This window comes from Streptomyces sp. RerS4 (genome assembly GCF_023515955.1).
In the GTDB taxonomy this organism is placed as follows: Bacteria; Actinomycetota; Actinomycetes; order Streptomycetales; family Streptomycetaceae; genus Streptomyces.
This window is the reverse complement of record NZ_CP097322.1, coordinates 3,671,302-3,694,330: the sequence shown is the minus strand read 5'-3', so window position 1 is coordinate 3,694,330 and position 23,029 is coordinate 3,671,302. Positions and strand designations below refer to the sequence as shown.

18 protein-coding genes are annotated in these 23,029 nt (G+C 69.7%); 10 read left to right on the top strand and 8 right to left on the bottom strand.

Annotated elements, in window-relative coordinates:
* Positions 1 to 19: 19 nt before the first annotated feature.
* Entirely contained in the window at positions 20 to 2,638 is a 2,619-nt protein-coding gene (locus M4D82_RS17050) for a transglycosylase domain-containing protein (protein ID WP_249766870.1), read from the bottom strand.
* A 271-nt stretch (positions 2,639 to 2,909) separates the two neighbouring features.
* On the opposite strand from M4D82_RS17050, the gene M4D82_RS17045 reads away from it, so the two are divergent.
* From M4D82_RS17045 to M4D82_RS17035, 3 genes are all read left to right on the top strand, one after another.
* Positions 2,910 to 3,512: a PadR family transcriptional regulator gene (locus M4D82_RS17045; protein WP_249766869.1), complete on the top strand. Its 603-nt coding sequence runs from the start codon at positions 2,910 to 2,912 to the stop codon at positions 3,510 to 3,512.
* Positions 3,513 to 3,562: 50 nt separating this feature from the next.
* A complete protein-coding gene (locus M4D82_RS17040; RefSeq protein ID WP_249766868.1) occupies positions 3,563 to 4,645 on the top strand; it encodes an inositol-3-phosphate synthase in 1,083 nt (360 codons plus the stop codon).
* A 106-nt stretch (positions 4,646 to 4,751) separates the two neighbouring features.
* Positions 4,752 to 6,047 (top strand): MFS transporter, encoded by a 1,296-nt coding sequence (locus M4D82_RS17035; RefSeq protein ID WP_249766867.1) that lies wholly within the window; start codon positions 4,752 to 4,754, stop codon positions 6,045 to 6,047.
* Positions 6,048 to 6,117: 70 nt separating this feature from the next.
* Here the strand turns inward: M4D82_RS17035 and M4D82_RS17030 are convergent, their stop codons facing one another.
* Entirely contained in the window at positions 6,118 to 7,602 is a 1,485-nt protein-coding gene (locus tag M4D82_RS17030; protein WP_249766866.1) for a CCA tRNA nucleotidyltransferase, read from the bottom strand.
* A 184-nt stretch (positions 7,603 to 7,786) separates the two neighbouring features.
* On the opposite strand from M4D82_RS17030, the gene M4D82_RS17025 reads away from it, so the two are divergent.
* From M4D82_RS17025 to trxA, 7 genes are all read left to right on the top strand, one after another.
* Positions 7,787 to 10,054: a DUF6049 family protein gene (locus tag M4D82_RS17025; RefSeq protein WP_249766865.1), complete on the top strand. Its 2,268-nt coding sequence runs from the start codon at positions 7,787 to 7,789 to the stop codon at positions 10,052 to 10,054.
* A gap of 46 nt (positions 10,055 to 10,100) precedes the next feature.
* Positions 10,101 to 12,278: a murein biosynthesis integral membrane protein MurJ gene (gene murJ, locus M4D82_RS17020; RefSeq protein ID WP_249766864.1), complete on the top strand. Its 2,178-nt coding sequence runs from the start codon at positions 10,101 to 10,103 to the stop codon at positions 12,276 to 12,278.
* A gap of 126 nt (positions 12,279 to 12,404) precedes the next feature.
* Positions 12,405 to 14,126: a protein kinase family protein gene (locus M4D82_RS17015; protein ID WP_249766863.1), complete on the top strand. Its 1,722-nt coding sequence runs from the start codon at positions 12,405 to 12,407 to the stop codon at positions 14,124 to 14,126.
* 24 nt (positions 14,127 to 14,150) lie between these two features.
* A complete protein-coding gene (gene sigM, locus M4D82_RS17010) occupies positions 14,151 to 14,852 on the top strand; it encodes an RNA polymerase sigma factor SigM (RefSeq protein WP_249766862.1) in 702 nt (233 codons plus the stop codon).
* A complete protein-coding gene (locus M4D82_RS17005; protein WP_249766861.1) occupies positions 14,849 to 15,808 on the top strand; it encodes an RsmA family anti-sigma factor in 960 nt (319 codons plus the stop codon). Before sigM ends, M4D82_RS17005 begins: the two co-directional genes overlap by 4 nt.
* Before the next feature lie 145 nt (positions 15,809 to 15,953).
* On the top strand, positions 15,954 to 16,913 hold the full coding sequence (gene trxB / locus M4D82_RS17000) for a thioredoxin-disulfide reductase (protein ID WP_249766860.1): 960 nt from the start codon (positions 15,954 to 15,956) through the stop codon (positions 16,911 to 16,913).
* Positions 16,914 to 16,969: 56 nt separating this feature from the next.
* Positions 16,970 to 17,320 (top strand): thioredoxin, encoded by a 351-nt coding sequence (gene trxA / locus M4D82_RS16995; RefSeq protein WP_283844485.1) that lies wholly within the window; start codon positions 16,970 to 16,972, stop codon positions 17,318 to 17,320.
* Between the two features lie 98 nt (positions 17,321 to 17,418).
* Here the strand turns inward: trxA and M4D82_RS16990 are convergent, their stop codons facing one another.
* The 6 genes from M4D82_RS16990 to yidC all read right to left on the bottom strand — a co-directional run bounded on the left by M4D82_RS16990 (position 17,419) and on the right by yidC (position 23,028).
* On the bottom strand, positions 17,419 to 18,042 hold the full coding sequence (locus M4D82_RS16990) for a GNAT family N-acetyltransferase (protein WP_249766859.1): 624 nt from the start codon (positions 18,040 to 18,042) through the stop codon (positions 17,419 to 17,421).
* A 79-nt stretch (positions 18,043 to 18,121) separates the two neighbouring features.
* Positions 18,122 to 19,228, bottom strand: a complete 1,107-nt coding sequence (locus M4D82_RS16985; protein ID WP_249766858.1) for a ParB/RepB/Spo0J family partition protein — start codon at positions 19,226 to 19,228, stop codon at positions 18,122 to 18,124.
* A complete protein-coding gene (locus tag M4D82_RS16980; RefSeq protein WP_283844484.1) occupies positions 19,225 to 20,322 on the bottom strand; it encodes a ParA family protein in 1,098 nt (365 codons plus the stop codon). The genes M4D82_RS16985 and M4D82_RS16980 overlap by 4 nt, the downstream gene beginning before the upstream one ends.
* 244 nt (positions 20,323 to 20,566) lie before the next feature.
* Positions 20,567 to 21,283: a 16S rRNA (guanine(527)-N(7))-methyltransferase RsmG gene (gene rsmG, locus M4D82_RS16975; protein WP_249766857.1), complete on the bottom strand. Its 717-nt coding sequence runs from the start codon at positions 21,281 to 21,283 to the stop codon at positions 20,567 to 20,569.
* Between the two features lie 110 nt (positions 21,284 to 21,393).
* Positions 21,394 to 21,906 (bottom strand): Jag family protein, encoded by a 513-nt coding sequence (locus tag M4D82_RS16970; protein ID WP_249766856.1) that lies wholly within the window; start codon positions 21,904 to 21,906, stop codon positions 21,394 to 21,396.
* 15 nt (positions 21,907 to 21,921) lie between these two features.
* Positions 21,922 to 23,028, bottom strand: a complete 1,107-nt coding sequence (gene yidC / locus M4D82_RS16965) for a membrane protein insertase YidC (RefSeq protein ID WP_249766855.1) — start codon at positions 23,026 to 23,028, stop codon at positions 21,922 to 21,924.
* Between the last annotated feature and the right edge of the window lies 1 nt (position 23,029).

Sequence of the window (23,029 nt, the reverse complement as noted above, 5' to 3'; positions counted from 1 at the left end):
CTGTTATGGGTGGCGGGGATCAGCCGCCGGTGATGCCCATGGTGGATCCCCAGTTGGTCGAGCCGCCCGGACGACCGGGCCTGCCGGTCTGGGACGGGGAGGGCTCCCCGGTGTTGCCGCCGCTGGGCAGCCCGCCGGTGTTGCCGCCGTTCCCGTTGGTGTTGCCGCCGTTGCCCGCGCCGCCGGAGGTCGTCGGGTCGCACAGGTTCCACGGGCCGGGACGACAGGACGGCTTGCCGTCGGGGGAGGGCGAGGGGGAGACCATCGACGGGGACGTCGACGGAGAGGTGGAGGGTGAGGCGGACGGCGACGAGGGCGCCGCCGGGGTGGGCGTGGGGGCGCCGGCGGAGTCCGCGACGACGCCGATGTCCTCGGCCTCCGGGAACTGCTTGACCGGGGTGCCCTTGAGGGCCTCGCGCATGTACTCGGTCCAGATCACGGCCGGGATGTCACCACCGTGGATGGAGTCGACGCCACCCACGTGGTTCATGGACAGCAGCTTGCGGTCCTTGCCCTTGGCGTTCGGGTCGTTGCGGAAGAGCGTCACCGACGTGGACAGCTGCGGGGTGTAGCCGACGAACCACGCCGACTTGTTCTGGTCGGTGGTGCCGGTCTTGCCGGCGGCCGGACGGCCCAGCTTCTTCGCCTTGGTGCCGGTGCCGTTCTCCACGACGTTCTGAAGCACCTTGGTGATGTTGTCGGCGATGGCGTCGTCCATGGCCCGAGCCTCCTTCGGGGGCTCGAACCCGGGCAGCTCCTTGCCACCCTTGACGACCGACTGCACCGAGTAGGGCTCGCGGTGGGTGCCGGACGCGGCGAACGTCGCGTAGGAGTCGGCCATGCGGATCGCGCTGGGCGTCGAGGTGCCCAGCGCGAAGGAGGCGTTGTTGTTCCCGTCCATCGACTCTTCGAGGATGCCGGTGGCCTTGGCGACCGAGCGGACCTTGCTGTGGCCGACGTCGAAGACGAGCTGGGCGAAGGGCACGTTGATCGACTGTCGCATCGCCTCGTTGAGGGTCACGTAGCCGTGCGCCTCCGGGCTCTCGTTCTTCTGCCGGAAGGGGGTGCCGTCGGCGGCGAGCAGCGGCTTGCCCTCACGGTTGTTGATCACCGCGAGGTCGTCGCCGTTGTACTTGCTGTCGATCGAGATGCCCGAGCCCCTGGAGTTCTGGGTGCCGTACTGCATGGCCGCGGCCAGGACGTACGGCTTCCAGGTCGAGCCGACGGGGACGCCGGAGGTGTTGGCGTTGTTGGAATAGTGCTTCTGGTCGAAGCCGGGGCCGCCGTAGAGGGCGACGATCGCGCCGGTCTTGACGTCCACCGACGCCGCGCCGACCTGCACGAACGTGTCGTACTCGGGCCGCTTCTTCACGTCGAGGAAGTCGTTGCGGGTGTCCTCCACCGCCTTGACGAGCGCGTCGACCTTGGGCTTCTCGAAGGTGGTGCGGATCGTGTAGCCGCCGAGCGCCAGCTTCTCGGCGGTGATGTCGCCGTTCTTCAGCACGTAGGCCTTGGCCACGTCGACGAGGTAGCCGGTCTGCCCGTTCAGGCCGCGGGCCTGCTCCGATTCCACGCGGGCCGGGAAGTCGGAGTCCTTGTACTTCTCGCGCTCGGACTTCTCCATCCGACCGACGGCGACCTCGCGGTCGAGGACCCAGGCCCAGCGGGCGCGGGCGCGCTTCTCGTTGGCCTCGGGGGTGGCGGCGGCGCCGATGCCGCCGTCCGGGTTGTACAGGTTCGGGCCCTTGAGCAGGGAGGCGAGGAAGGCGCTCTCGGACGGGTTGAGGTCCTTGCAGTCCTTGCCGAAGTAGGCGCGGGCGGCGGCCTGGATGCCGTAGGCGTCGCGCCCGTAGTAGGCGGTGTTCAGGTAGCCGGCGAGGACGACGTCCTTCTCCTCCGTCATGCCGACCTTCAGGGCGATGAAGAGCTCGGTGACCTTGCGCTTGAGGGTCTGCTCGGAGTCCAGGAAGGTGTTCTTCACGTACTGCTGGGTGATCGTCGAGCCGCCCTGGGTGGAGCCGCCGGTGGCCATGTTCACCACGGCGCGGGCAATGCCCATCGGGTCGACGCCCTTGTCCGTCTCGAAGGACTCGTTCTCCGCGGCGATCACGGCATTCCGCATCGACACGGGAATCTGGTCGATGGAGACGATCTGGCGGTTCGTGGAGCCGCCCGTCGCGACCATCTGGGAGCCGTCGGCCCATTGGAAGACGTTGTTCTGCGCCACCGCCGTCTTGTGCGCGTCAGGCGTTCCCACGCTGGCGATACCGATGCCGGCGCCCGCCACGATGACGGCGAAGAAGCCCAGGGAGGTCCCGCCGACCAGCTTCCAGGACGGGACGTACCGCTTCCAACCGGACTTGCCCGCACGCGGGTAGTCGATGAGCCGGCTTCCGCCGCCACCGTTGGCCCCCTTGCCGCCGGGGCGACCGCGCCCCGAGCCCCCTCGGCGGTCGGCCCGGCGGGCATCGGCGCGGCTGCCGTACGCCACCTGCCCGCCCGGCGGGCCGCCGGGTGACGCGGGGGGTACCTCGCGCCCGGGGCCGGCGCTCCGACCCGGGCGTTGTTGGGCAGCCCGGCGGGACGCGGCGCGGCCGCCGCCCTGGGACTGCGGCTGTTTGCGGCGGTGCTCGCTCATCGAACGACTACTCCTCGGGCAGGCGAGTGGCCTGGAAGCGGCAAACGGATTCCGGTTAGCCCGGTTTCTTGCCGCACAGACTACGCACGGTCAAAACCCAATCAGTGCCGAAGTTCACCCCAAATCAGGCAACTCGCATCGTACGAATTGGTGATGTGACGCCGGTCACCACGTCACCACTTGTCGCCGGAGTCCACCCGTTCTATCGTCTGGATGTATCGAGCCGATACATCAGCTCGACATAAACTCAGAGGCAGAGAGGGGCAGGCGGATGAGCAGGCGCTCCGGCATCCTCGAGTTCGCCGTCCTCGGCCTGCTTCGCGAATCCCCCATGCACGGTTATGAGCTCCGCAAGCGGCTCAACACCTCGCTGGGGGTGTTCAGGGCGTTCAGCTACGGGACTCTGTATCCCTGCCTCAAGACGCTGGTCGCCAACGGCTGGTTGATCGAAGAGCCGGGCAACGCCCCGGAGGACGCCCTCGCCGCTTCACTCGCAGGGCGCCGCGCCAAGATCGTCTACCGGTTGACGGCCGCGGGTAAGGAGCACTTCGAAGAGCTCCTCTCCCACACCGGCCCCGACACCTGGGAGGACGAGTCCTTCGCAGCCCGCTTCGCCTTCTTCGGCCAGACCGAACGAGACGTGCGGATGCGCGTGCTGGAGGGCCGCCGCAGCCGGCTGGAGGAGCGCCTCGAAAAGATGCGCGCCTCCCTCGCACGGACCCGGGAGCGCCTCGACGACTACACGCTCGAGCTGCAACGCCACGGAATGGAATCCGTGGAGCGTGAAGTGCGCTGGCTGAACGAGCTCATCGAGAGCGAGCGGGCGGGACGGGACCGCAGACGGTCCGGTCCGCCCGACGAAACTGCAAAGTGAGGTCTGCATCTCGCAGGCCTCGTTCCGAGAACAAACAGGGAGCAACCGGAATGGGTTCGGTTCGCGTAGCCATCGTCGGCGTGGGCAACTGCGCCGCCTCGCTGGTGCAGGGCGTCGAGTACTACAAGGACGCCGACCCGGCGTCCAAGGTCCCCGGGCTGATGCACGTCCAGTTCGGCGACTACCACGTGGGTGACGTCGAGTTCGTCGCCGCGTTCGACGTCGACGCGAAGAAGGTCGGCCTCGACCTCTCCGACGCCATCGGCGCCAGCGAGAACAACACCATCAAGATCTGCGACGTCCCGAACTCCGGCGTGACCGTCCAGCGCGGCCACACCCTGGACGGCCTGGGCAAGTACTACCGGATGACGATCGAGGAGTCCGCCGAGGCCCCCGTCGACGTCGTCCAGATCCTCAAGGACCGCCAGGTCGACGTTCTCGTCTGCTACCTGCCCGTCGGTTCCGAGGAAGCGGCGAAGTTCTACGCCCAGTGCGCCATCGACGCCAAGGTCGCGTTCGTCAACGCCCTCCCGGTCTTCATCGCCGGCACCAAGGAGTGGGCTGACAAGTTCACCGAGGCCGGTGTCCCGATCGTCGGCGACGACATCAAGTCCCAGGTCGGCGCCACCATCACGCACCGCGTGATGGCGAAGCTGTTCGAGGACCGCGGTGTCCGTCTTGAGCGCACCATGCAGCTCAACGTCGGCGGCAACATGGACTTCAAGAACATGCTCGAGCGCGACCGCCTGGAGTCGAAGAAGATCTCCAAGACGCAGGCCGTCACCTCGCAGATCCCCGACCGTGACCTCGGCGAGAAGAACGTCCACATCGGCCCGTCCGACTACGTCGCGTGGCTCGACGACCGCAAGTGGGCCTACGTCCGCCTTGAGGGTCGCGCCTTCGGCGACGTCCCGCTGAACCTTGAGTACAAGCTTGAGGTGTGGGACTCCCCGAACTCCGCCGGTGTCATCATCGACGCCCTGCGCGCCGCGAAGATCGCCAAGGACCGCGGCATCGGTGGCCCGATCCTGTCGGCCTCCAGCTACTTCATGAAGTCCCCGCCGGTGCAGTACTTCGACGACGAGGCCTTCGCCAACGTCGAGAAGTTCATCAAGGGTGAGGTCGAGCGCTAGTCGCACCCGAGGGTCCCGACGGGACACCTGGACTTCGACTGTTCTTCCGCCGTGGGTCCCCGGACAATGTGTCCGGGGACCCACGGCGTATGTGACCCTTGCCCTCATGCCTGTCGTACGTGATCTGCGCGTACTCCTGCGCCTGAGGGATTTCCGCAACCTGCTCGCCGTACGGCTGCTCTCCCAGGCCGCCGACGGTGTCTACCAGGTCGCGCTCGCCACCTACGTGGTGTTCTCCCCGGAGAAGCAGGCCTCGCCGGCGGCCATCGCCTCGGCCATGGCCGTCCTGCTGCTGCCCTATTCGGTGATCGGACCCTTCGCCGGGGTCCTGCTGGACCGCTGGCTTCGGCGCCAGGTCTTCCTCTACGGCAACCTGCTGCGGGCCTTCCTCGCCTGTGTGACCGGCGTGCTGATCGTGGCGCACGCACCGGACTGGCTGTTCTACGCGTCCGCCCTGTCCGTGACCGCCGTGAACCGCTTCGTCCTGGCCGGGCTCGCCGCCTCCCTGCCCCGCGTCGTCGCCCCCGACCAGCTGGTCACGGCGAACGCCCTCTCGCCCACCGCCGGAACCCTCGCGGCCGTCGCCGGTGGCGGGCTCGCCTTCCTGGTCCGGCTCCTGGGTTCCGATTCCAACGCCGTGGTGGTCCTGCTGGGCGCCGCCCTCTACCTGGGCGCGGCCCTCGCCGCCCTGAGCCTGGCCATCGACCTGCTGGGACCCGACCACCCGCCTGGCCGGGTCCACCCCTCCGTCACGGAGGGGATCGCGCTGACGGCCCGGGGCATGGTCGAGGGTCTGAAGCACCTGGCCGACCGACGCGAGGCCGCTCGGGCGCTCACGGCGATGACGGTGATGCGGTTCTGCTACGGGGCGCTCACCGTGATGCTGCTGATGCTCTGCCGCTACTCCTGGTCGGACAACGAGTCGGACGGTCTGGCCCTGCTCGGCATCGCCGTCGGGGTCTCCGGCGCCGGATTCTTCGCGGCCGCCGCCGTCACGCCCTGGCTGGTGAACCGGCTGGGCCCGCTGGGCTGGATCAGCTGCTGCGCCGGCGCCTCGGCCGTGCTGGTCCCGGCACTGGGCCTGTTCTTCGCCCCCGGGCCGATGCTCGTCGCCGCGTTCGTCCTCGGCCTCGCCACCCAGGGCGCCAAGATCTCCACCGACACGATCGTGCAGTCCCGGGTGGACGACGCCTTCCGGGGGCGGGTCTTCTCCGTTTACGACGTGCTGTTCAACGTCGCCTTCGTCGGAGCGGCCGCCGTGGCCGCGCTCATGCTGCCCGTCGACGGCCGATCCGTCCCGCTGATCCTCGGTGTGGCCCTGCTCTACGCCGGCACGGCCGCTCTCATACTGCGGCAGGGGCAGACACCGCCCGCCGACAGCGGCCGCCGACGTTTCACGTGAAACATCGCGCGCGGCGAGAAGGGGTGTGCTCCGCGTCGATGTTTCACGTGAAACATCGACGCGGAGTCCGTCAGGCCTCGGGCTTCTCGGCGCCCTGGGTGGCCCACCACTCCTTGAGGGCGGCAACCGCGGCGTCGTGACCCATCGGGCCGTTCTCCAGGCGGAGGTCCAGGAGGAAGGCGTAGGCCTTGCCCACGGCCGGGCCCGGCTTGATGCCCAGGACCCGCTGGATCTCGTTGCCGTCCAGGTCGGGGCGGATCGCGTCCAGCTCCTCCTGCTCCTGGAGCTGGGCGATCCGCTCCTCCAGCCCGTCGTAGGTGCGGGAGAGCGCGCCGGCCTTGCGCTTGTTGCGCGTGGTGCAGTCCGACCGGGTCAGCTTGTGCAGGCGGCTGAGCAGCGGCCCGGCGTCACGGACGTAGCGCCGCACCGCCGAGTCGGTCCACTCGCCGTCCCCGTAGCCGTGGAAGCGCAGGTGCAGCTCCACCAGCCGGGAAACGTCCTTGATCATGTCGTTCGAGTACTTCAGGGCCGTCATGCGCTTCTTGGTCATCTTCGCGCCCACCACCTCGTGGTGGTGGAAGGAGACCCGGCCGTCGCTCTCGAACCGGCGGGTGCGCGGCTTGCCGATGTCGTGCAGCAGGGCGGCCAGCCGCAGCACCAGGTCCGGGCCCTCCTCCTCCAGGGCGATCGCCTGCTCCAGCACGATCAGGGAGTGGTCGTACACGTCCTTGTGCCGGTGGTGCTCGTCGCTTTCGAGGCGCAGCGCGGGCAGCTCCGGCAGCACCCGGTCCGCCAGACCGGAGTCCACGAGCAGGCCCAGCCCCTTGCGGGGGTGGGCGGACAACAGCAGCTTGTTCAGCTCGGCCTGGACCCGCTCGGCCGAGACGATCTCGATCCGGTCCGACATCTCCTTCATCGCGGCCACCACCTCGGGTGCGACCTCGAAGTCCAGCTGCGCGGCGAAACGGGCCGCGCGCAGCATGCGCAGCGGGTCGTCGGAGAAGGATTCCTCCGGGGTGCCCGGCGTGCGCAGCACCCCGGCGGCCAGGTCCTCCAGGCCGCCGTGCGGGTCCACGAACTCCTGCTCGGGCAGGGCGAGCGCCATGGCGTTGACGGTGAAGTCGCGCCGGACCAGGTCTTCCTCGATGGAGTCGCCGTAGGAGACCTCGGGCTTGCGCGAGGTGCGGTCGTACGCCTCGGAGCGGTACGTGGTCACCTCGATCTGGAAGTTCCGGTCGACGTCCCCGATGCGGGCGGTCTTCTGGGCCCCGATCGTCCCGAAGGCGATCCCGATGTCCCATACCGAGTCGGCCCAGGGCCGCACGATCTTCAGGACGTCCTCGGGACGCGCGTCGGTGGTGAAGTCGAGGTCGTTGCCGAGACGCCCGAGCAACGCGTCGCGGACGGAGCCTCCGACCAGGGCGAGGTGGAAGCCCGCCTCCTGGAAGCGGCGGCCGAGCTCGTCGGCGACGGGAGCGACGCGCAGCAATTCGCTGACCGCGCGGCGCTGCACCTGACTCAGGGCACTGGGGTTGTCTTCATTGGCGTTCGGCACAACAGAAAAGGGTACGTGTCCCGCCCGGTCCGGGCGCCCCCGTTTCCGCAGGCCTCCGCCCGCGCGGGCCCCGGGCGGTCCCGATCATGTGGAGCAAGCCGCGGCACTCGCGCACAGCGCGCCTCGTTACCATGCGTGGACGCACAACCGACGACCACTGACACTTCGAGGGACGGGCGAGCGCGTGGCCGAGGCGGCAGACAACCAGGGGGCGTCCCCCGCCCCTGCCCGGCGCCGGTGGCTGCGACGGGCCGCCGTCCTGCTCACCGGGACGCCGGTGCTCGCCGCTCTGGTCTACGCCCCCGCCCCACCGGCCCAGGCGGCCGAGTCCGCCGTCGACGTCCAGCTGACCGAGGTGGCGCCCAGCGCGCCGGTCAAGAGCGACACGCTGACCATCTCGGGGACGGTGGTCAACAACAGCCGCGAGACGATCAAGAACGCCCATGTCGGTCTGCGGGTGGGGCCGAGGCTGGGGGACCGGTCGTCCATCGACGAGGTCGCCGACCGCAAGGGATTCCGGCCGGGGGTGGACCCGGGGGAGATCGACCAGGCCTTCTCCGTGAAGATCGACTCGCTCCCCGCCAAGGTCGACCAGGACTTCACGATCAAGGTTCCGGTCAACAAGCTCGACCTGGGCGCGGACGGGGTCTACCAACTGGGGATCTCCCTGTCCGGGTCCACGGACAGCCGGCCCGGCGAGCAGGTCCTCGGCATCCAGCGGACGTTCCTGCCCTGGCAGCCCGACCCGGCGGCCAAGCGGTCCTCCCTGACCTACGTGTGGCCGCTGATCTCCACGACGCACGTCACCGCGGAGAGCGGCTCGGACGAACTCCAGACCCCCGTCTTCCTCGACGACTCGCTCGCGGAGGAGCTGCGACCGGGCGGCCGGCTGGAGCGCATGGTCTCGCTCGGCAAGGACCTGCCGATCACCTGGGTCATCGACCCCGATCTGCTGACCACCGTCGACGCCATGACCAAGGGCTACCGCGTCCGCAGCCCCGAGCCCGGCGGCAAGCCCGTCCAGGGCAGGAACAAGGCTCTCGCGGAGCAGTGGCTCAGCTCCCTGGAGAGCGCCGTCCAGGGCAAGAAGGTCGTCGCCCTGCCGTTCGCCGACCCCGACCTGGCCTCCCTCGCCCATCACGGCAAGGACGTCTCGGGCACCTTGGGCCAACTGCGGCCCGCGACCGACAAGGCGAAGGACGCCGTCGAGACGGTGCTCCACGTCACCCCGTCGACCGACTTCTCCTGGCCGGTGGACGGTGCGATCGACCCGTCGATCGTGAACGTGGCGACCTCGGCGGGCGCGCACAACGTCCTGACCCGCAGCGACAGCCTCCAGGAGACGGGCTCCCTCGGCTACACGCCGACGGCCGCCCGTCCCATCGGCGCCGGCACCACCGCCGTGGTCGCGGACGCGGACCTCTCCACCGCCTTCGAGGGTGACATGGCCCGCGCGGGCGACTCCACCCTCGCCGTGCAGCAGTTCCTCGCCCACAGCCTCGCCCTGAACCTGCAGAACAGCGACGAGCCCCGCAGCTACGTGGTCGCCCCGCAGCGCAGGCCCAGCGCCATGCAGGCGGAATCGATGGCCACCGCCCTGCGCGGGCTCCAGGGCGGCCGCTGGAGCCAGCCCTCCGACCTGGAGGCGGCCGCCGCCGCCAAGCCCGATCCGGGGGCCGCGACCCAGGTTCCGGGCGCCGGGCAGTACCCGGAGTCCCTGGCCAAGCAGGAGCTGCCGGTCTCGGCGTTCGAGAAGATCCGCACCACGCGGAACACCCTCGACCACTTCAAGGTCATCCTGACGGCCCCGGACCGCGTCGAGATCCCCTTCGGAAACACCACCAACCGGGAGATGTCCACCTCCTGGCGGGGCCGCCCCGACGACGCCCGCATCTACCGGGACGACGTCCAGGACTACCTGATCGGGCTGACCGACAAGGTCAAGGTCGTCCCCAAGTCGGACGCGACCCTGTCCGGCCACAGCGCGACCATCCCGGTCAGCGTCCAGAACAGCCTCGTCCAGGACGTCCACAACCTCGTGCTGCGCGTGAAGTCCGCCAACCCCACCCGTCTGGTGTTCGGCGACAGCGGCGAAGCGGAACAGGAAGTCACCGTCCAGGGCGGCCACAGCCAGACGGTAAAGTTCACCGCCAACGCCACTGCGAGCGGTCCCGTCGAGGTCACCGCACGGCTCTTCACCAAGGACGGCGTGCCCTACGGCAAGGAACGGAAGTTCACCGTGGAGGCAACCGAGATCACCCCCACCGTCATGCTCGTCATCGCCGGCGGTGTTCTCCTGCTGGTCCTGGCAGGCATCAAGATGTACGCCAGCCGCAAGCGCGTCGCCGCGCGCGCGGTCGCCGAGGACAGCACGCAGCCGAGTGACGAGTCCCCGGACACCGAACCGCAAAGCGCGGAGGGGTCCGGCACGGGTGAGACAGTGGACCGTTGAGCGATGCCGTGGCCGGTCGGCCTGGGGACGATGAGGTGGGGTTGCGATGAACGCGCCGTACGACGGTGACCGAGCGCAGGGCACTGGTGGGCCGGCGCCCTCCCAGGGCACTGCCCCGGGCACTCCGGTGCCCGGACAGGTTCCCGCACCCGCGCCAGCGCCGGACCACGACCCGTACGTCCAGGACGCCTACGACTACGACCCCTACCGGGACCAGGACCTGTCGGCGCAGGACCCCGTGGTCGAGGTCCTGTACGACCGCGCGTCCCACCCCCCGCCGCCGCCGGGCACCTACCAGGAGCCCGGCCCGCTCTACGCCGCCCCGCAGGCGCCCACGCCCGGCCCCGACCCGCACATCTGGGCGCAGACCCCGCCGCCCGAGCCCGACGGCCCCTCCCGCCACCTGCCCTACGGCGACCGCGCGTCGACGACACAGTTCGTCGGAGTGGACTCCCTGGTGACCAGTGCCGCGGAGGAGGAGCCGGAGCCGGACGCCTTCACCCACCTCTACCGCGACCAACAGGCGGCCCCGCGCACCCCGGTGGAGGAGGCCCCCGTGGCCACGCCGGCCCCGACGAAGCCCGCCGGGCGGGCCGCCAGCCTGCTGAAGTCCAGCGCCCTGATGGCGGCCGGCACCATCGTCTCCCGCATCACCGGCTTCGCGCGCACGCTGGTGATCGCCGGCGCCATCGGCGTCGCCTCCCTCAACGACAGTTACCAGGTCGCCAACACACTGCCGACGATGATCTACGTCCTCGTCGGTGGTGGCGCCCTCAACGCGGTCTTCATCCCGCAGCTCGTCCGCGCCATGAAGAACGACGACGATGGCGGCGAGGCCTACGCCAACCGGCTGCTGACACTCGTCGTGGTGCTGCTCGGCGCGGTGACCACCATCTGCGTGTTGGCGGCTCCGCTGTTCATCGGCATGATGTCGCAGAAGATCGCCGGCGATCCGCAGCGCATGGAAATCGCCGTGGCCTTCGCCCAATACTGCCTGCCCACCATGTTCTTCATGGGCGTGCACGTGGTGCTCGGTCAGATCCTCAACGCACGCGGCCGGTTCGGCGCGATGATGTGGACCCCCGTCCTCAACAACGTCGTCGTCATCGCCACCTTCGGAACCTTCATCTGGGCCTTCGGCGGCTTCACCGCCACCGGAGTCACCGAGGCGAGCATCACCCCCGAGGGCGTCCGCCTGTTGGGCATCGGCACCCTGCTCGGCCTCGTCGTCCAGTCCCTGGCGATGCTCCCCTACCTGCGCGACGCCGGCTTCAAGATGCGCCTGCGCTTCGACTGGAAGGGCCACGGCCTCGGCAAGGCCGCCGGCCTCGCCAAGTGGACCTTCTTCTTCGTCCTCGCCAACCAGATCGGCCTCGTCGTCGTCACCCAGCTCGCCACCTGGGCGGGTGAGGTCGCCGACAAGCAGGGCCACGGCGGTACCGGCATCACCGGTTACAACTACGCCCTGCTCCTGTGGCAGATGCCGCAGGCCATCATCACCGTCTCCGTCATGACGGCCGTCCTGCCGCGCATCTCGCGCTCCGCCCACGACGGCGACGCCGCCGCCGTCCGCGACGACATCTCCTACGGCCTGCGCACCTCGGCAGTGGCGATCGTGCCCTGCTCCTTCGCCTTCCTCGCGCTCGGCGTCCCGATGGCCACGCTGCTCTACGCCAGCACCGGCGCCGACGACGCCACCAACATCGGCTTCATCCTGATGGCGTTCGGCCTCGGCCTGATCCCGTACTCCGTGCAGTACGTGGTCCTGCGCGGCTTCTACGCCTACGAGGACACCCGGACCCCCTTCTACAACACGGTCATCGTCGCCGCGGTCAACGCCGGTGTCTCCACCCTGGCCTTCTTCGTCCTGCCGGCCCGCTGGGCCGTCGTCGGCATGGCCGCCGCCTACGGGCTCGGTTACGCGGTCGGCGTCGGCGTGGCCTGGCGCCGCCTGAAGAACCGTCTCGGTGGCGACCTCGACGGCGCCCACGTGATGCGCACCTACACCCGCCTGATCGGCGCGTGCGTGCCGGCCGCCGTCGTGGCCGGTGCCATCGCCTACGCAGTCACCCGCTGGCTGGGCAACGGGGCCCTCGGGTCCCTCGCCGCCCTGATCGCGGGCGCCGTCGGGCTGGGCGCGGTGTTCCTCGTCGCGGCCAAGCGGATGCGGATCGAAGAGCTCAACGCCATGGTCGGAATGGTCCGCGGACGACTGGGCCGCTGATGCGTTCACCCGCCAACCATCCGGGCCCTCTTCGCGTGTCGTGCAGAGCGCCGGACTGTGGGCACAATTGGCATGGCTTCGCAGACTGGCCGACAGCGCGCAACGGATGGGGAGGCAGGGACGACGGTGGCGGAACGTAGCACGGCTGCCGTCGACGTGGCCGACAACAGCGGCAATCAGCCGCCGGCCGCTCACGCGGCCAAGGCCACGGCCGACGGGGTGGACACCCAGAACGGACGAGCCGCGGACGGACCCATGCCCGAGAAGGACGGCGAACGCACCAGCGCGGCACCCGCGACCGCGCCCGAACTCCACAGCGGCCACAAGCTCGCGAGGCGCTACCGCCTCGAAGAGTGCGTCACCCGTCTGGACGGATTCAGCAGCTGGCGCGCGATGGACGAGAAGCTGCGCCGCGCGGTGGGCGTTCACCTGCTGCCCGCAGACCATCCGCGGGCCCGCACCGTCCTGGCCGCCGCCCGCTCCTCGGCCCTGCTCGGCGACCCCCGCTTCGTGCAGGTCCTCGACGCCGTCGAGGAGAACGACCTCGTCTACGTGGTCCACGAGTGGCTCCCCGACGCCACCGAACTCACGGCCGTCCTCGCCGCCGGACCGCTGGAGCCCCACGAGGCCTACCAGCTCGTCAGCCAGGTCTCCCAGGCCATGACCGCCGCTCACCGCGAGGGCCTGGCCCACCTGCGCCTGACCCCCAGCGCCATACTGCGGACCTCCAGCGGCCAGTACCGCATCCGCGGCCTCGCCGTGAACGCCGCCCTGCGCGGCATCACCAGCGACACCCCGCAGCGGGCCGACACCGAAGCCATCGGCGCACTGCTGTACGCCGCCCTCACCCAGCGCTGGCCGTACGAGAACGACGCGTACGGACTGGCCGGCCTGCCCAAGGGCGTCGGCCTGATCGCCCCCGACCAGGTCCGCGCCGGCGTCCACCGGGGCCTGGGCGAGCTCGCCATGCGCGCCCTCGCCAACGACGGCGCCACCGCGTCCCGGCAGGAACCACCCTGCACCACCCCGGAGGAACTCTCCAAGGCCGTCGCCGCGATGCCCCGCATCCGGCCGCCGGAGCCGGCCTTCACGGCACCCCCGGAGTACCAGCACACCACCTACCAGCAGGGCAGCTACGGACGGCCCCTGGCCACCGGTCGGACCACGGCCCAGTCCGTCGTCGTCGGCCCCCCGCCGCCCCCGCTCCAGAGCCGGACCGGCCGGGCCCTCAAGTGGGGCGTGGCCGCGCTGCTCATCGCCGCCCTCGGGCTGGGCAGCTGGCAGCTCGCCGACGCCCTGCTCGACCGCAGCAAGAAGAACAGCGGCGACACCAACCACTCCACCCAGCAGGGCCCCCAGGACACGGCGGACAAGAAGGACCCCGTTCCCCTCGCCGTCAAGGGAGCCGCCGAGTACTACCCGGACGGCAACCCGCAGAACACCGACGGGGTCTCCAAGACCTACGACGGCGACAGCTCCAGCTACTGGCGCACCAAGAGCTTCAACGACGGCCCCAGGATCGAGATCAAGCCCGGCGTCGGGATCATCTACGACCTCGGCGGCGAGCACGAGGTCAGCACCGCGTCGATAGCGTTGAAACACCGGGGCGACCACACCACGCTGGCGCTGTACGCGGCCGACTCCATGGACCCGAAGACCTCGGTCGACCGCATGAAGAAGATCGCGGGGGCGACGACCAAGGACTCCGCGGTGAACTTGACCGCCGAAACACCGGTCAAGACGCGCTACGTCCTGCTGTGGATCACCGACGTCCCCTACGCGGGCTACGACGACTTCAGCAAGGCCGGTTACAAGCAGGGCATCACGGATGTGAAGTTCAAGGGCTGACGCACACAGGGGAGGGGCTCACCGTTGGACCAAGCCGCCACCGGCGACCGCGGCGACCGGGAACTGTTGGCGCTGCACGTGGCCGGCGATCCCGACGCCTTCGGTGAGCTCGTACGCCGCCACCGCGACCGGCTTTGGGCCGTCGCGCTGCGCACCCTCGGCGACCGGGAGGAAGCGGCCGACGCGGTCCAGGACGCCCTGGTCTCCGCGTACCGGGCCGCCCACACCTTCCGCGGTGATTCCGCCGTCACCACCTGGCTGCACCGCATCACCGTGAACGCCTGCCTCGACCGCGCCCGCAAGGCCGCCTCCCGACGGACCTCCCCGCTCGACGACACGGACCGCCTGGAGCGGCTCCTGGAGCCCCACGAGTCCGCCGAGGCGCCGGCGGAACGCCAGGACCTCCACCGGCAGCTGCTGGCCGCCCTCGGCACCCTCCCGGCCGACCAGCGGGCCGCGCTCGTCCTCGTCGACATGCAGGGGTACCCCGTCGCCGAGGCCGCGCGGATCCTCGACGTCCCCACCGGCACCGTGAAGAGCCGGTGCGCGCGCGGCCGGGCGAAACTCCTCCCGCTGCTCACTCATCTGCGCACGAATGCCGGGGATAACACCGCCACCGAGCGGGGAAGGAACCGGACGCCGGCGGCGCCCGTCCCACCGACGACGGAACCCAGGCATCCTGACCCAGATCCAGACGCCGTGAAGGGCGGAGGTGGACGACCGTGACCCCCACGACCGGCATGACCGGCGCGATCCGGCACCCGGAGGTCTCGGAGATCTCCGACCTCACCGAGGGGCTGCTCACCCCTGCCCGCACCGCCGAAGTCCGCCGCCACCTCGGCGACTGCGCCCTGTGCGCCGACGTACGCGACTCCCTGGCGGAGATCCGTTCCCTGCTCGGCACGCTCCCGGGCCCGCCGCGGATGCCGTCCTCCGTCGCCGGACGCATCGACGCCGCCCTCGCCGCCGAGGCGCTCCTCGACTCCACCACCTCCCGCGTCGACGCCTCCGCCTCCCGGGCCGCCGCCGACTCCGAGCCCGTCACCGGCGGCGGCGACGTTTCACGTGAAACATCGCCTGCGCCCGTCTCCCGTACCGCGCCGCCGCTGCGGCCCGCCGGTCACTCGTCCGGCCCAAGCGGACCCGGTCGCCGCCGCGCCCGTCGCCGCATCGCGGTGATCGCGGGTCTCGCCGGGGCCGCCGCCTGCGCGTTCGGCGTCCTGCTCTTCAACGGCCTCAGCGGTACCCCGTCCTCGGACACGACCGCCCGGTCCAGCGCCTCCCAGGCCCCCACGAACAGCTCCGACCAGGCCTCGGGGGCCGGCGACTACACCGCTCAGGGGCTGCGGGACAACGTCCGGCAGCTCCTGGCCACGGGAAACCAGACGAACAAGACCATGGGACTGGACTCCGCCGCGCCCGGCATCGCCCCTTCCGACCGACTGGCATCACCCGAAGCCGTGGCCGTGCCGCCCTGCGTCCGGCTCGCCACCGGCCGCTCGGAAGCCCCGCTCGCCGCGGAGCTCGGCAGCTACCGGGGAACCGCGGCCTACCTCGTCGTCCTCCCCCATTCCGGCGACCCGGCGCGGGTGGACGCCTACCTGGTCGACGCCTCCTGCGCGGACGACCCGGCGAAGACCCCGGGCGGGCCCCTGTTGACCGGTACGTATCCCCGGACGTGACATGGCCGGGAAAGGACCTGACAGGTTCAAGAACGGTCTGGGACCAATGGGGAATGCGCGCGCCGTAGGATCCGTTGGGTGGGGTGAGAGTCCGCACCGGCCCCCGGTAGGCACCACGAAGTCCGCAGAGACGAGGAAAGAACCCGTGAGCGACGTCCGAAACGTGATCATCATCGGCTCCGGGCCGGCCGGTTACACGGCCGCCCTGTACACCGCACGTGCTTCGCTCAACCCTCTGGTCTTCGAGGGCGCAGTCACCGCAGGTGGCGCCCTGATGAACACCACCGAGGTCGAGAACTTCCCCGGTTTCCAGGACGGCATCATGGGCCCGGACCTCATGGACAACATGCGCGGTCAGGCGGAGCGCTTCGGTGCCGAGCTCGTCCCGGACGACGTCGTGGCCGTGGACCTCACCGGTGAGATCAAGACCGTCACCGACACCGCCGGCACCGTCCACCGCGCGAAGGCCGTCATCGTCACGACCGGCTCCCAGCACCGCAAGCTCGGCCTGCCCAACGAGGACACCCTCTCGGGCCGCGGCGTCTCCTGGTGCGCCACCTGCGACGGGTTCTTCTTCAAGGACCAGGACATCGCCGTGGTCGGCGGCGGCGACACCGCGATGGAGGAGGCGACCTTCCTCTCCCGCTTCGCCAAGAGCGTGACCATCGTGCACCGCCGCGACAGCCTGCGGGCCTCCAAGGCCATGCAGGACCGTGCCTTCGCCGACCCGAAGATCAGCTTCGCCTGGGACAGCGAGGTCGCCGAGATCCACGGCGACCAGAAGCTCTCCGGCCTCACCCTGCGCAACACCAAGACCGGTGAGACCTCCGAGCTTCCCGTGACGGGCCTGTTCATCGCCGTCGGCCACGACCCGCGCACCGAGCTGTTCACCGGTCAGCTGGACCTGGACGACGAGGGCTACCTCAAGGTCGACGCGCCCTCCACGCGCACCAACCTCACCGGTGTCTTCGGCGCCGGCGACGTCGTGGACCACACCTACCGTCAGGCGATCACGGCCGCCGGCACCGGCTGCTCCGCCGCCCTCGACGCGGAGCGCTACCTCGCCGCCCTCGCGGACGCCGAGCACGCGCACGCGACCGTCTGACCCTTTTTCACCCCACCCCACACCCCACACCCCTGCAGGAAAAGAAGGAGGCCGCTGTGGCCGGCACTCTGAAGAACGTGACCGACGCGGATTTCGACACCGTGGTCCTGGCCAGCGACAAGCCCGTCCTGGTGGACTTCTGGGCCGAGTGGTGCGGCCCGTGCCGCCAGATCGCGCCGTCCCTGGAGGCCATCGCGGCCGAGCACGGCGACGACATCGAGATCGTGAAGCTCAACATCGACCAGAACCCGGCCACGGCTGCCAAGTACGGCGTCATGTCCATCCCCACCCTGAACGTCTACCAGGGTGGCGAGGTCGTCAAGACCATCGTCGGTGCCAAGCCGAAGGCCGCGATCCTGCGCGACCTGGACGTCTTCATCGAGACCAAGCCCGGCGCCACCGCCTGACCCACCGCTCCGCGCGGCAGGTGAGAACCACGTGAAACGGGGCCGCCCCTCCAAGGGGCGGCCCCGTTCGCACATCCACCGATCGCATGCCGGCGTACTCACAGCGGACGCAGCGCCGGTTCCTTCCGCGCCCTCGCCCCGCCCAGCAGGCGGTCCAGGGCCAGCTCCACGTCTTCCTTCCACGACAGCGTGGTGCGCAGCTCCAACCGCAGCCGGGGATGGATGGGGTGGGGCCGCACCGTCTTGAAGCCCACCGAGAGCAGGTGGTCGGCGGGCAGCAGGCAGGCGGGCCGCTCCCAGCGGGCATCACCGAAGGCCTCGATCGCCTTGAACCCACGGCGCAGCAGATCCTTCGCGACGGTCTGAACCATCACCCGGCCCAGCCCTTGGCCCTGATAGCCCGGCATGATCCAGGCCGTGATCAGCTGCACGGCGTCCGGAGAGATCGGGCTCGTCGGGAACGAGGCGGCACGCGGTACGTAGGCGGGCGGGGCGTACAGCACGAAGCCCACCGGGACCTCGTCCACGTAGACCACCCGGCCGCAGGAACCCCAGTCCAACAGGACGGCGGAGATCCAGGCCTCCTTCTCCAGCTCGGGAGTGCCCGCCTTGACGGCGGCCTCACCGCTGACGGGATCGAGCTCCCAGAAGACGCAACTCCTGCAACGCCTGGGAAGATCCTGGAGGTTGTCCAGCGTGAGCGGTACCAGCCGACGACCCATGACCGCATCGTAACCACTGCCCCCCGCCATCTTCGAGTGTCGATGGACCTCGGCGTGGCAGGGGGCGGTCGCAGGGCAATTACTCCCCGGAGAGGCCCTGTTCCAGGACCCGGCCCTCGCCGGGTGCGAGCGTCCCCAGGATCCGTTCGAGGTCCTCCATGGAGGCGAACTCGACCGTGATCTTGCCCTTCTTCTGGCCCAGGTCCACCTTCACCCGGGTCTCGAAGCGGTCCGACAGCCGGGTCGCCAGCTCACTGAGCGCCGGGGCCACGCGGGCGCCCGCCCTCGGCCCCTTCGGCTTCACCACGCGCGAGGGCTCGGAGGCCATCAGCGTGATGATCTCCTCGACCGCACGCACCGACAGGCCCTCGGCGACGATGCGGTGGGCGAGCCGGTCCTGCTCCTCGGCGTCCTCCACCGAGAGCAGCGCACGTGCGTGCCCCGCCGACAGCACTCCCGCGGCCACCCGTCGCTGCACCGGCGGCGAGAGCTTCAGCAGCCGCAGGGTGTTGGAGACCTGCGGACGCGAACGCCCGATCCGGTCGGCCAGCTGGTCGTGCGTGCAGTTGAAGTCCTGGAGCAGCTGGTCGTACGCGGCCGCCTCTTCCAGGGGGTTCAACTGGGCCCGGTGCAGGTTCTCCAAGAGCGCGTCGAGCAGCAGCTTCTCGTCGTCCGTGGCGCGGACGATCGCCGGAATGCGCTCCAACCCCGCCTCGCGGCAAGCGCGCCAGCGGCGCTCACCCATGATCAGCTCATAGCGGCCCACCGACGACTGTCGGACGATGACCGGCTGGAGCAGACCCACTTCCTGGATGGAGGTGACCAACTCGGCCAAGGCGTCGTCATCGAAGACCACGCGCGGCTGACGCGGGTTCGGAACGATCGCGTCGAGCGGAAGCTCCGCGAACGTCGCGCCGGCCGCGTTCTCCTCCGTGCCCGTAGCCGTAGCCGTGGCCGTGGTCGTGACCACCCCCGTGCCGGCCGGCTCGAACACCGATGTTTCACGTGAAACATCGGCCTGCGCCAGCGAAGCGAGCTTCGCCGCGGCGATGCCCCGCTCCAACGTCAGTACCGGCACCGACGTCGCAGACGTCGACCCGTCGGCGCTCAGCGGCGCCTTCTCCTGCGGAGCGGCCGGAATCAGCGCGCCGAGCCCCCGCCCCAGACCCCTACGTCGCTCACTCACTGGATCCCCTCCGCCATGCCTTGTGTGCTGTTCATGCCCGCGCCCGAGTGGGCGTGCAGGGCGTCGTAATGAATTCCGGCCCCGCGCAGCGAGATCTCCCGCGCCGCCTCCAGGTAGGAGAGGGCGCCACTGGAGCCCGGATCGTACGTGAGGACCGTCTGTCCGTAGCTCGGAGCCTCCGAGATGCGCACCGACCGCGGGATGCTCGTACGCAGCACCTCGTTACCGAAGTGGGTGCGCACCTCCTCCGCGACCTGGGAGGCGAGCCGCGTCCTGCCGTCGTACATCGTCAGCAGGATCGTCGAGACGTGCAGGGTCGGATTCAGGTGGGCCCGGACCAGGTCGACGTTGCGCAGCAGCTGCCCCAGTCCCTCCAGCGCGTAGTACTCGCACTGGATCGGGATCAGCACCTCGGCGCCGGCGACCATGGCGTTCACGGTCAGCAGGCCCAGCGAGGGCGGGCAGTCGATCAGGATGTAGTCGAGCGGCTGCTCGTACGCCTGGATCGCGCGCTGGAGCCGGCTCTCGCGGGCCACCAGGGACACCAGCTCGATCTCCGCGCCCGCGAGGTCGATCGTGGCCGGGGCGCAGAAGAGCCCTTCCACGTCCACGACCGGCTGGACGACTTCCAGCAGAGGCCGGCTGTCCACGAGGACGTCGTAGATGGAGGGCACCTCCGCGTGGTGGTCGATGCCCAGAGCCGTTGACGCGTTGCCCTGCGGGTCGAGGTCGATCACGAGGACCCGCGCACCGTGCAGGGCAAGGGAGGCCGCCAGGTTCACGGTCGTCGTGGTCTTGCCCACGCCGCCCTTCTGGTTCGCGACCACCATGATCCGCGTCTGCGCGGGCCGGGGGAGACGGGAGCCGGCCCGCCCGAGCGCCTCTACCGCCAGCTGGGCGGCACGACCGATGGGGGTGTCCTCGTTGTCGTCGTTGTCCACGAGTGGCGAGGGTGTTTCACGTGAAACATCCTCGCCCGGCGATTCAGAGCGGGGACCGGGGACCGGATCGGCCATCGGCCCCGCGAGGTTGGCGTCGGACCGCACGGTGTCACTCTCCTCGGCAGCGGGCTCGCGATGAACAGAGCCTGCCATGCCACCTGGCTCGTGAACCAGCGGGGCCCGTACTCCTGTGGATGAATCCACCGTTGTGGACAACTCCGTCACCCCCGCGTCCTCTCGGTGGCGGGGCGCCGCAGCGGTACGGCCGCGGCTGATGATTCCGTGCAGCAGAGAGCGACGTTTCACGTGAAACACGATGCCCGGACGGACTCTTCAGGCCGCTACGACACTCCGAAATCCATACCTATAGGGACGCAACTCCCCCGAAATCGGAAGATCAACGCCGCTTACGGACCCGCCCCGCCCGCGCCGCCTTGGCGCGCTTGGCCGCGAACCGCACCCCGCCGGGGCTCTCGCCGCACTCCACGCGGACCACCGTGGACAGGGGGTCCACGACGCCCTCGCCCACCTGGAGCACCGAGGTCTTCACCACACCGAGCTTCGTCAGCGCGGCCTTCGCCGCGACGAGCTCCTCCTCCGCGGTGTCGCCCTTCAGCGCCAGCATCTCGCCGTACGGGCGCAGCAGCGGCACACCCCAGCCCGCGAGCCGGTCCAGCGGGGCCACGGCCCGCGCCGTCACCACGTGCACCGGCTGGAGCTTGCCGAGCATCTCCTCGGCCCGCCCGCGCACCACCGTGACGTGGTCCAGGCCCAGCAGTTCCACGGCCTCCTGGAGGAAGTTCGTACGGCGCAGCAGCGGCTCCAGCAGCGTGATCTTCAGATCACGGCGCACCAGGGCCAGCGGAATACCGGGCAGGCCGGCGCCCGAGCCCACGTCGCACACGGTGACGCCCTGGGGCACCACCTCCGAGAGCACCGCGCAGTTCAGCAGGTGCCGCTCCCAGAGGCGGGGAACCTCGCGCGGGCCGATCAGACCGCGCTCGACCCCCGCGTCCGCCAGCAGCTCCGCATACCGCACAGCTTCCGGGAAAAACTCACCGAACACCGCGCGCGCCTCTTCAGGCGCCGGGGGAAGCTCAGCTGCCTCCGTCACGGGGACCGTCCTTCCGTACAGAACCGCTAAAACCGTGTCGTTCCACTGTCAGGCTTACAAACATCGGCCCCGCCTGCGATACAGACGGGGCCGACCAATCAAGGTTCCGGTCAGGCCGGGAGCACAACGACGAAGCGCTGCGGCTCCTCGCCCTCGGACTCGCTCTTCAGACCGGCGGCCGCCACGGCGTCGTGAACGACCTTGCGCTCGAACGGCGTCATCGGGGCCAGCTTCAGGGGCTCGCCCGAGGCCTTCACGTCCGCGGCGGCCTGGGCGCCCAGAGCCGCCAGCTCCTCGCGCTTCTTCGCGCGGAACCCGGCGATGTCGAGCATCAGCCGGCTGCGGTCGCCGGTCTCGCGGTGCACCGCGAGGCGGGTCAGCTCCTGCAGGGCCTCCAGGACCTCGCCGTCGCGGCCCACGAGCTTCTGCAGGTCGCGGCTGGAGGAGTCGCTGACGATCGACACCGCGGCGCGGTCGGCCTCGACGTCCATGTCGATGTCGCCGTCCAGGTCGGCGATGTCCAGCAGACCCTCAAGGTAGTCGGCCGCGATCTCACCCTCCTGCTCCAGGCGGGTCAGGGTGTCGCCACTCTCAGCGGCGGCGGTGGTGGTGCCTTCCGTCACGGGAGGGACTCCTTCTTACTTCTTGGAGGGCTTGCTGGGGGGCGTCTGACGCTTCGACTTCGGCTGCCGCTTCGGCTGCTGCCGCTTCGTGGCGACACCGCCGCTCGCCGCGTCCGCGTCGGCGGTGGCCTCGGAACTCTTGATCACGGAGCCGTCCGCCTGCGCGGCCATGCCCTGCTTCGTCAGAGCGGTGATGAACTTGCGCTCGTTGTCGTTGCGGTCCGGGCCCTTGGCGACGATGGCCGCGACGACCTTCTTCTTGCCCCGGCCCTTGACGTTGCCGTGAGCGCTGACGTGCTTGAGCAGACGGGTCAGGTACTGGTCCTGCGCCTTGCTGCCCGGCGTCGGGTTCTGGTTGATCACGTACATCTGCTGGCCCATGGTCCACACGTTGGTGGTCAGCCAGTAGACGAGGACACCGACGGGGAAGTTGATGCCCATGACGGCGAAGATCACGGGGAAGATGTACATCAGCATCTTCTGCTGCTGCATGAAGGGCGTCTTGACCGAGAGGTCGACGTTCTTCTGCATCAGCTGGCGCTGCGTGTAGAACTGCGACAGCGACATCAGGATGATCATGACCGCTGTCACGATGCGCACGTCGGTGATCGACGCACCGAGGGCAGCGACCTTCTCGGAGCTGTCCATGAACTTCGCCGCCAGCGGGGCACCGAAGATGTGCGCCTCACGCGCGCTCTCCAGCAGCGGACCGTCGATGACGCCGATCTTCTTGCCGTTGGCGATGCTCGCGAGCACGTGGTAGAGCGCGAAGAAGAACGGGGACTGCGCCAGGATGGGAAGGCACGAGGAGAGCGGGTTGGTACCCGTCTCCTTGTACAGCTTCATCATCTCTTCGGACTGACGCTGCTTGTCGTTCTTGTAGCGCTCCTGGATCGCCTTCATCTTCGGCTGGAGCGCCTGCATGCCCCGCGTCGCCTTGATCTGCTTCACGAACAGCGGGATCAGGCAGATACGGATCAGGATCACCAAGGACACGATGGACAGGCCCCAGGCCCATCCACTGTCCGCACCGAAGATCGCCCCGTACAGCTTGTGGAACTGGACGATGATCCACGACACGGGTGTGGTGATAAAGCTGAACAGACTGGCAATCGTGTCCACT

Coding starts and splice junctions, on each gene's coding strand:
- M4D82_RS17050 (WP_249766870.1), bottom strand. CDS start 2,638: ATGAGCGAGCACCGCCGCAAACAGCCGCAGTCCCAGGGCGGCGGCCGC.
- M4D82_RS17045 (WP_249766869.1), top strand. CDS start 2,910: ATGAGCAGGCGCTCCGGCATCCTCGAGTTCGCCGTCCTCGGCCTGCTT.
- M4D82_RS17040 (WP_249766868.1), top strand. CDS start 3,563: ATGGGTTCGGTTCGCGTAGCCATCGTCGGCGTGGGCAACTGCGCCGCC.
- M4D82_RS17035 (WP_249766867.1), top strand. CDS start 4,752: ATGCCTGTCGTACGTGATCTGCGCGTACTCCTGCGCCTGAGGGATTTC.
- murJ (WP_249766864.1), top strand. CDS start 10,101: ATGAACGCGCCGTACGACGGTGACCGAGCGCAGGGCACTGGTGGGCCG.
- M4D82_RS16990 (WP_249766859.1), bottom strand. CDS start 18,042: ATGGGTCGTCGGCTGGTACCGCTCACGCTGGACAACCTCCAGGATCTT.
- M4D82_RS16980 (WP_283844484.1), bottom strand. CDS start 20,322: ATGGCAGGCTCTGTTCATCGCGAGCCCGCTGCCGAGGAGAGTGACACC.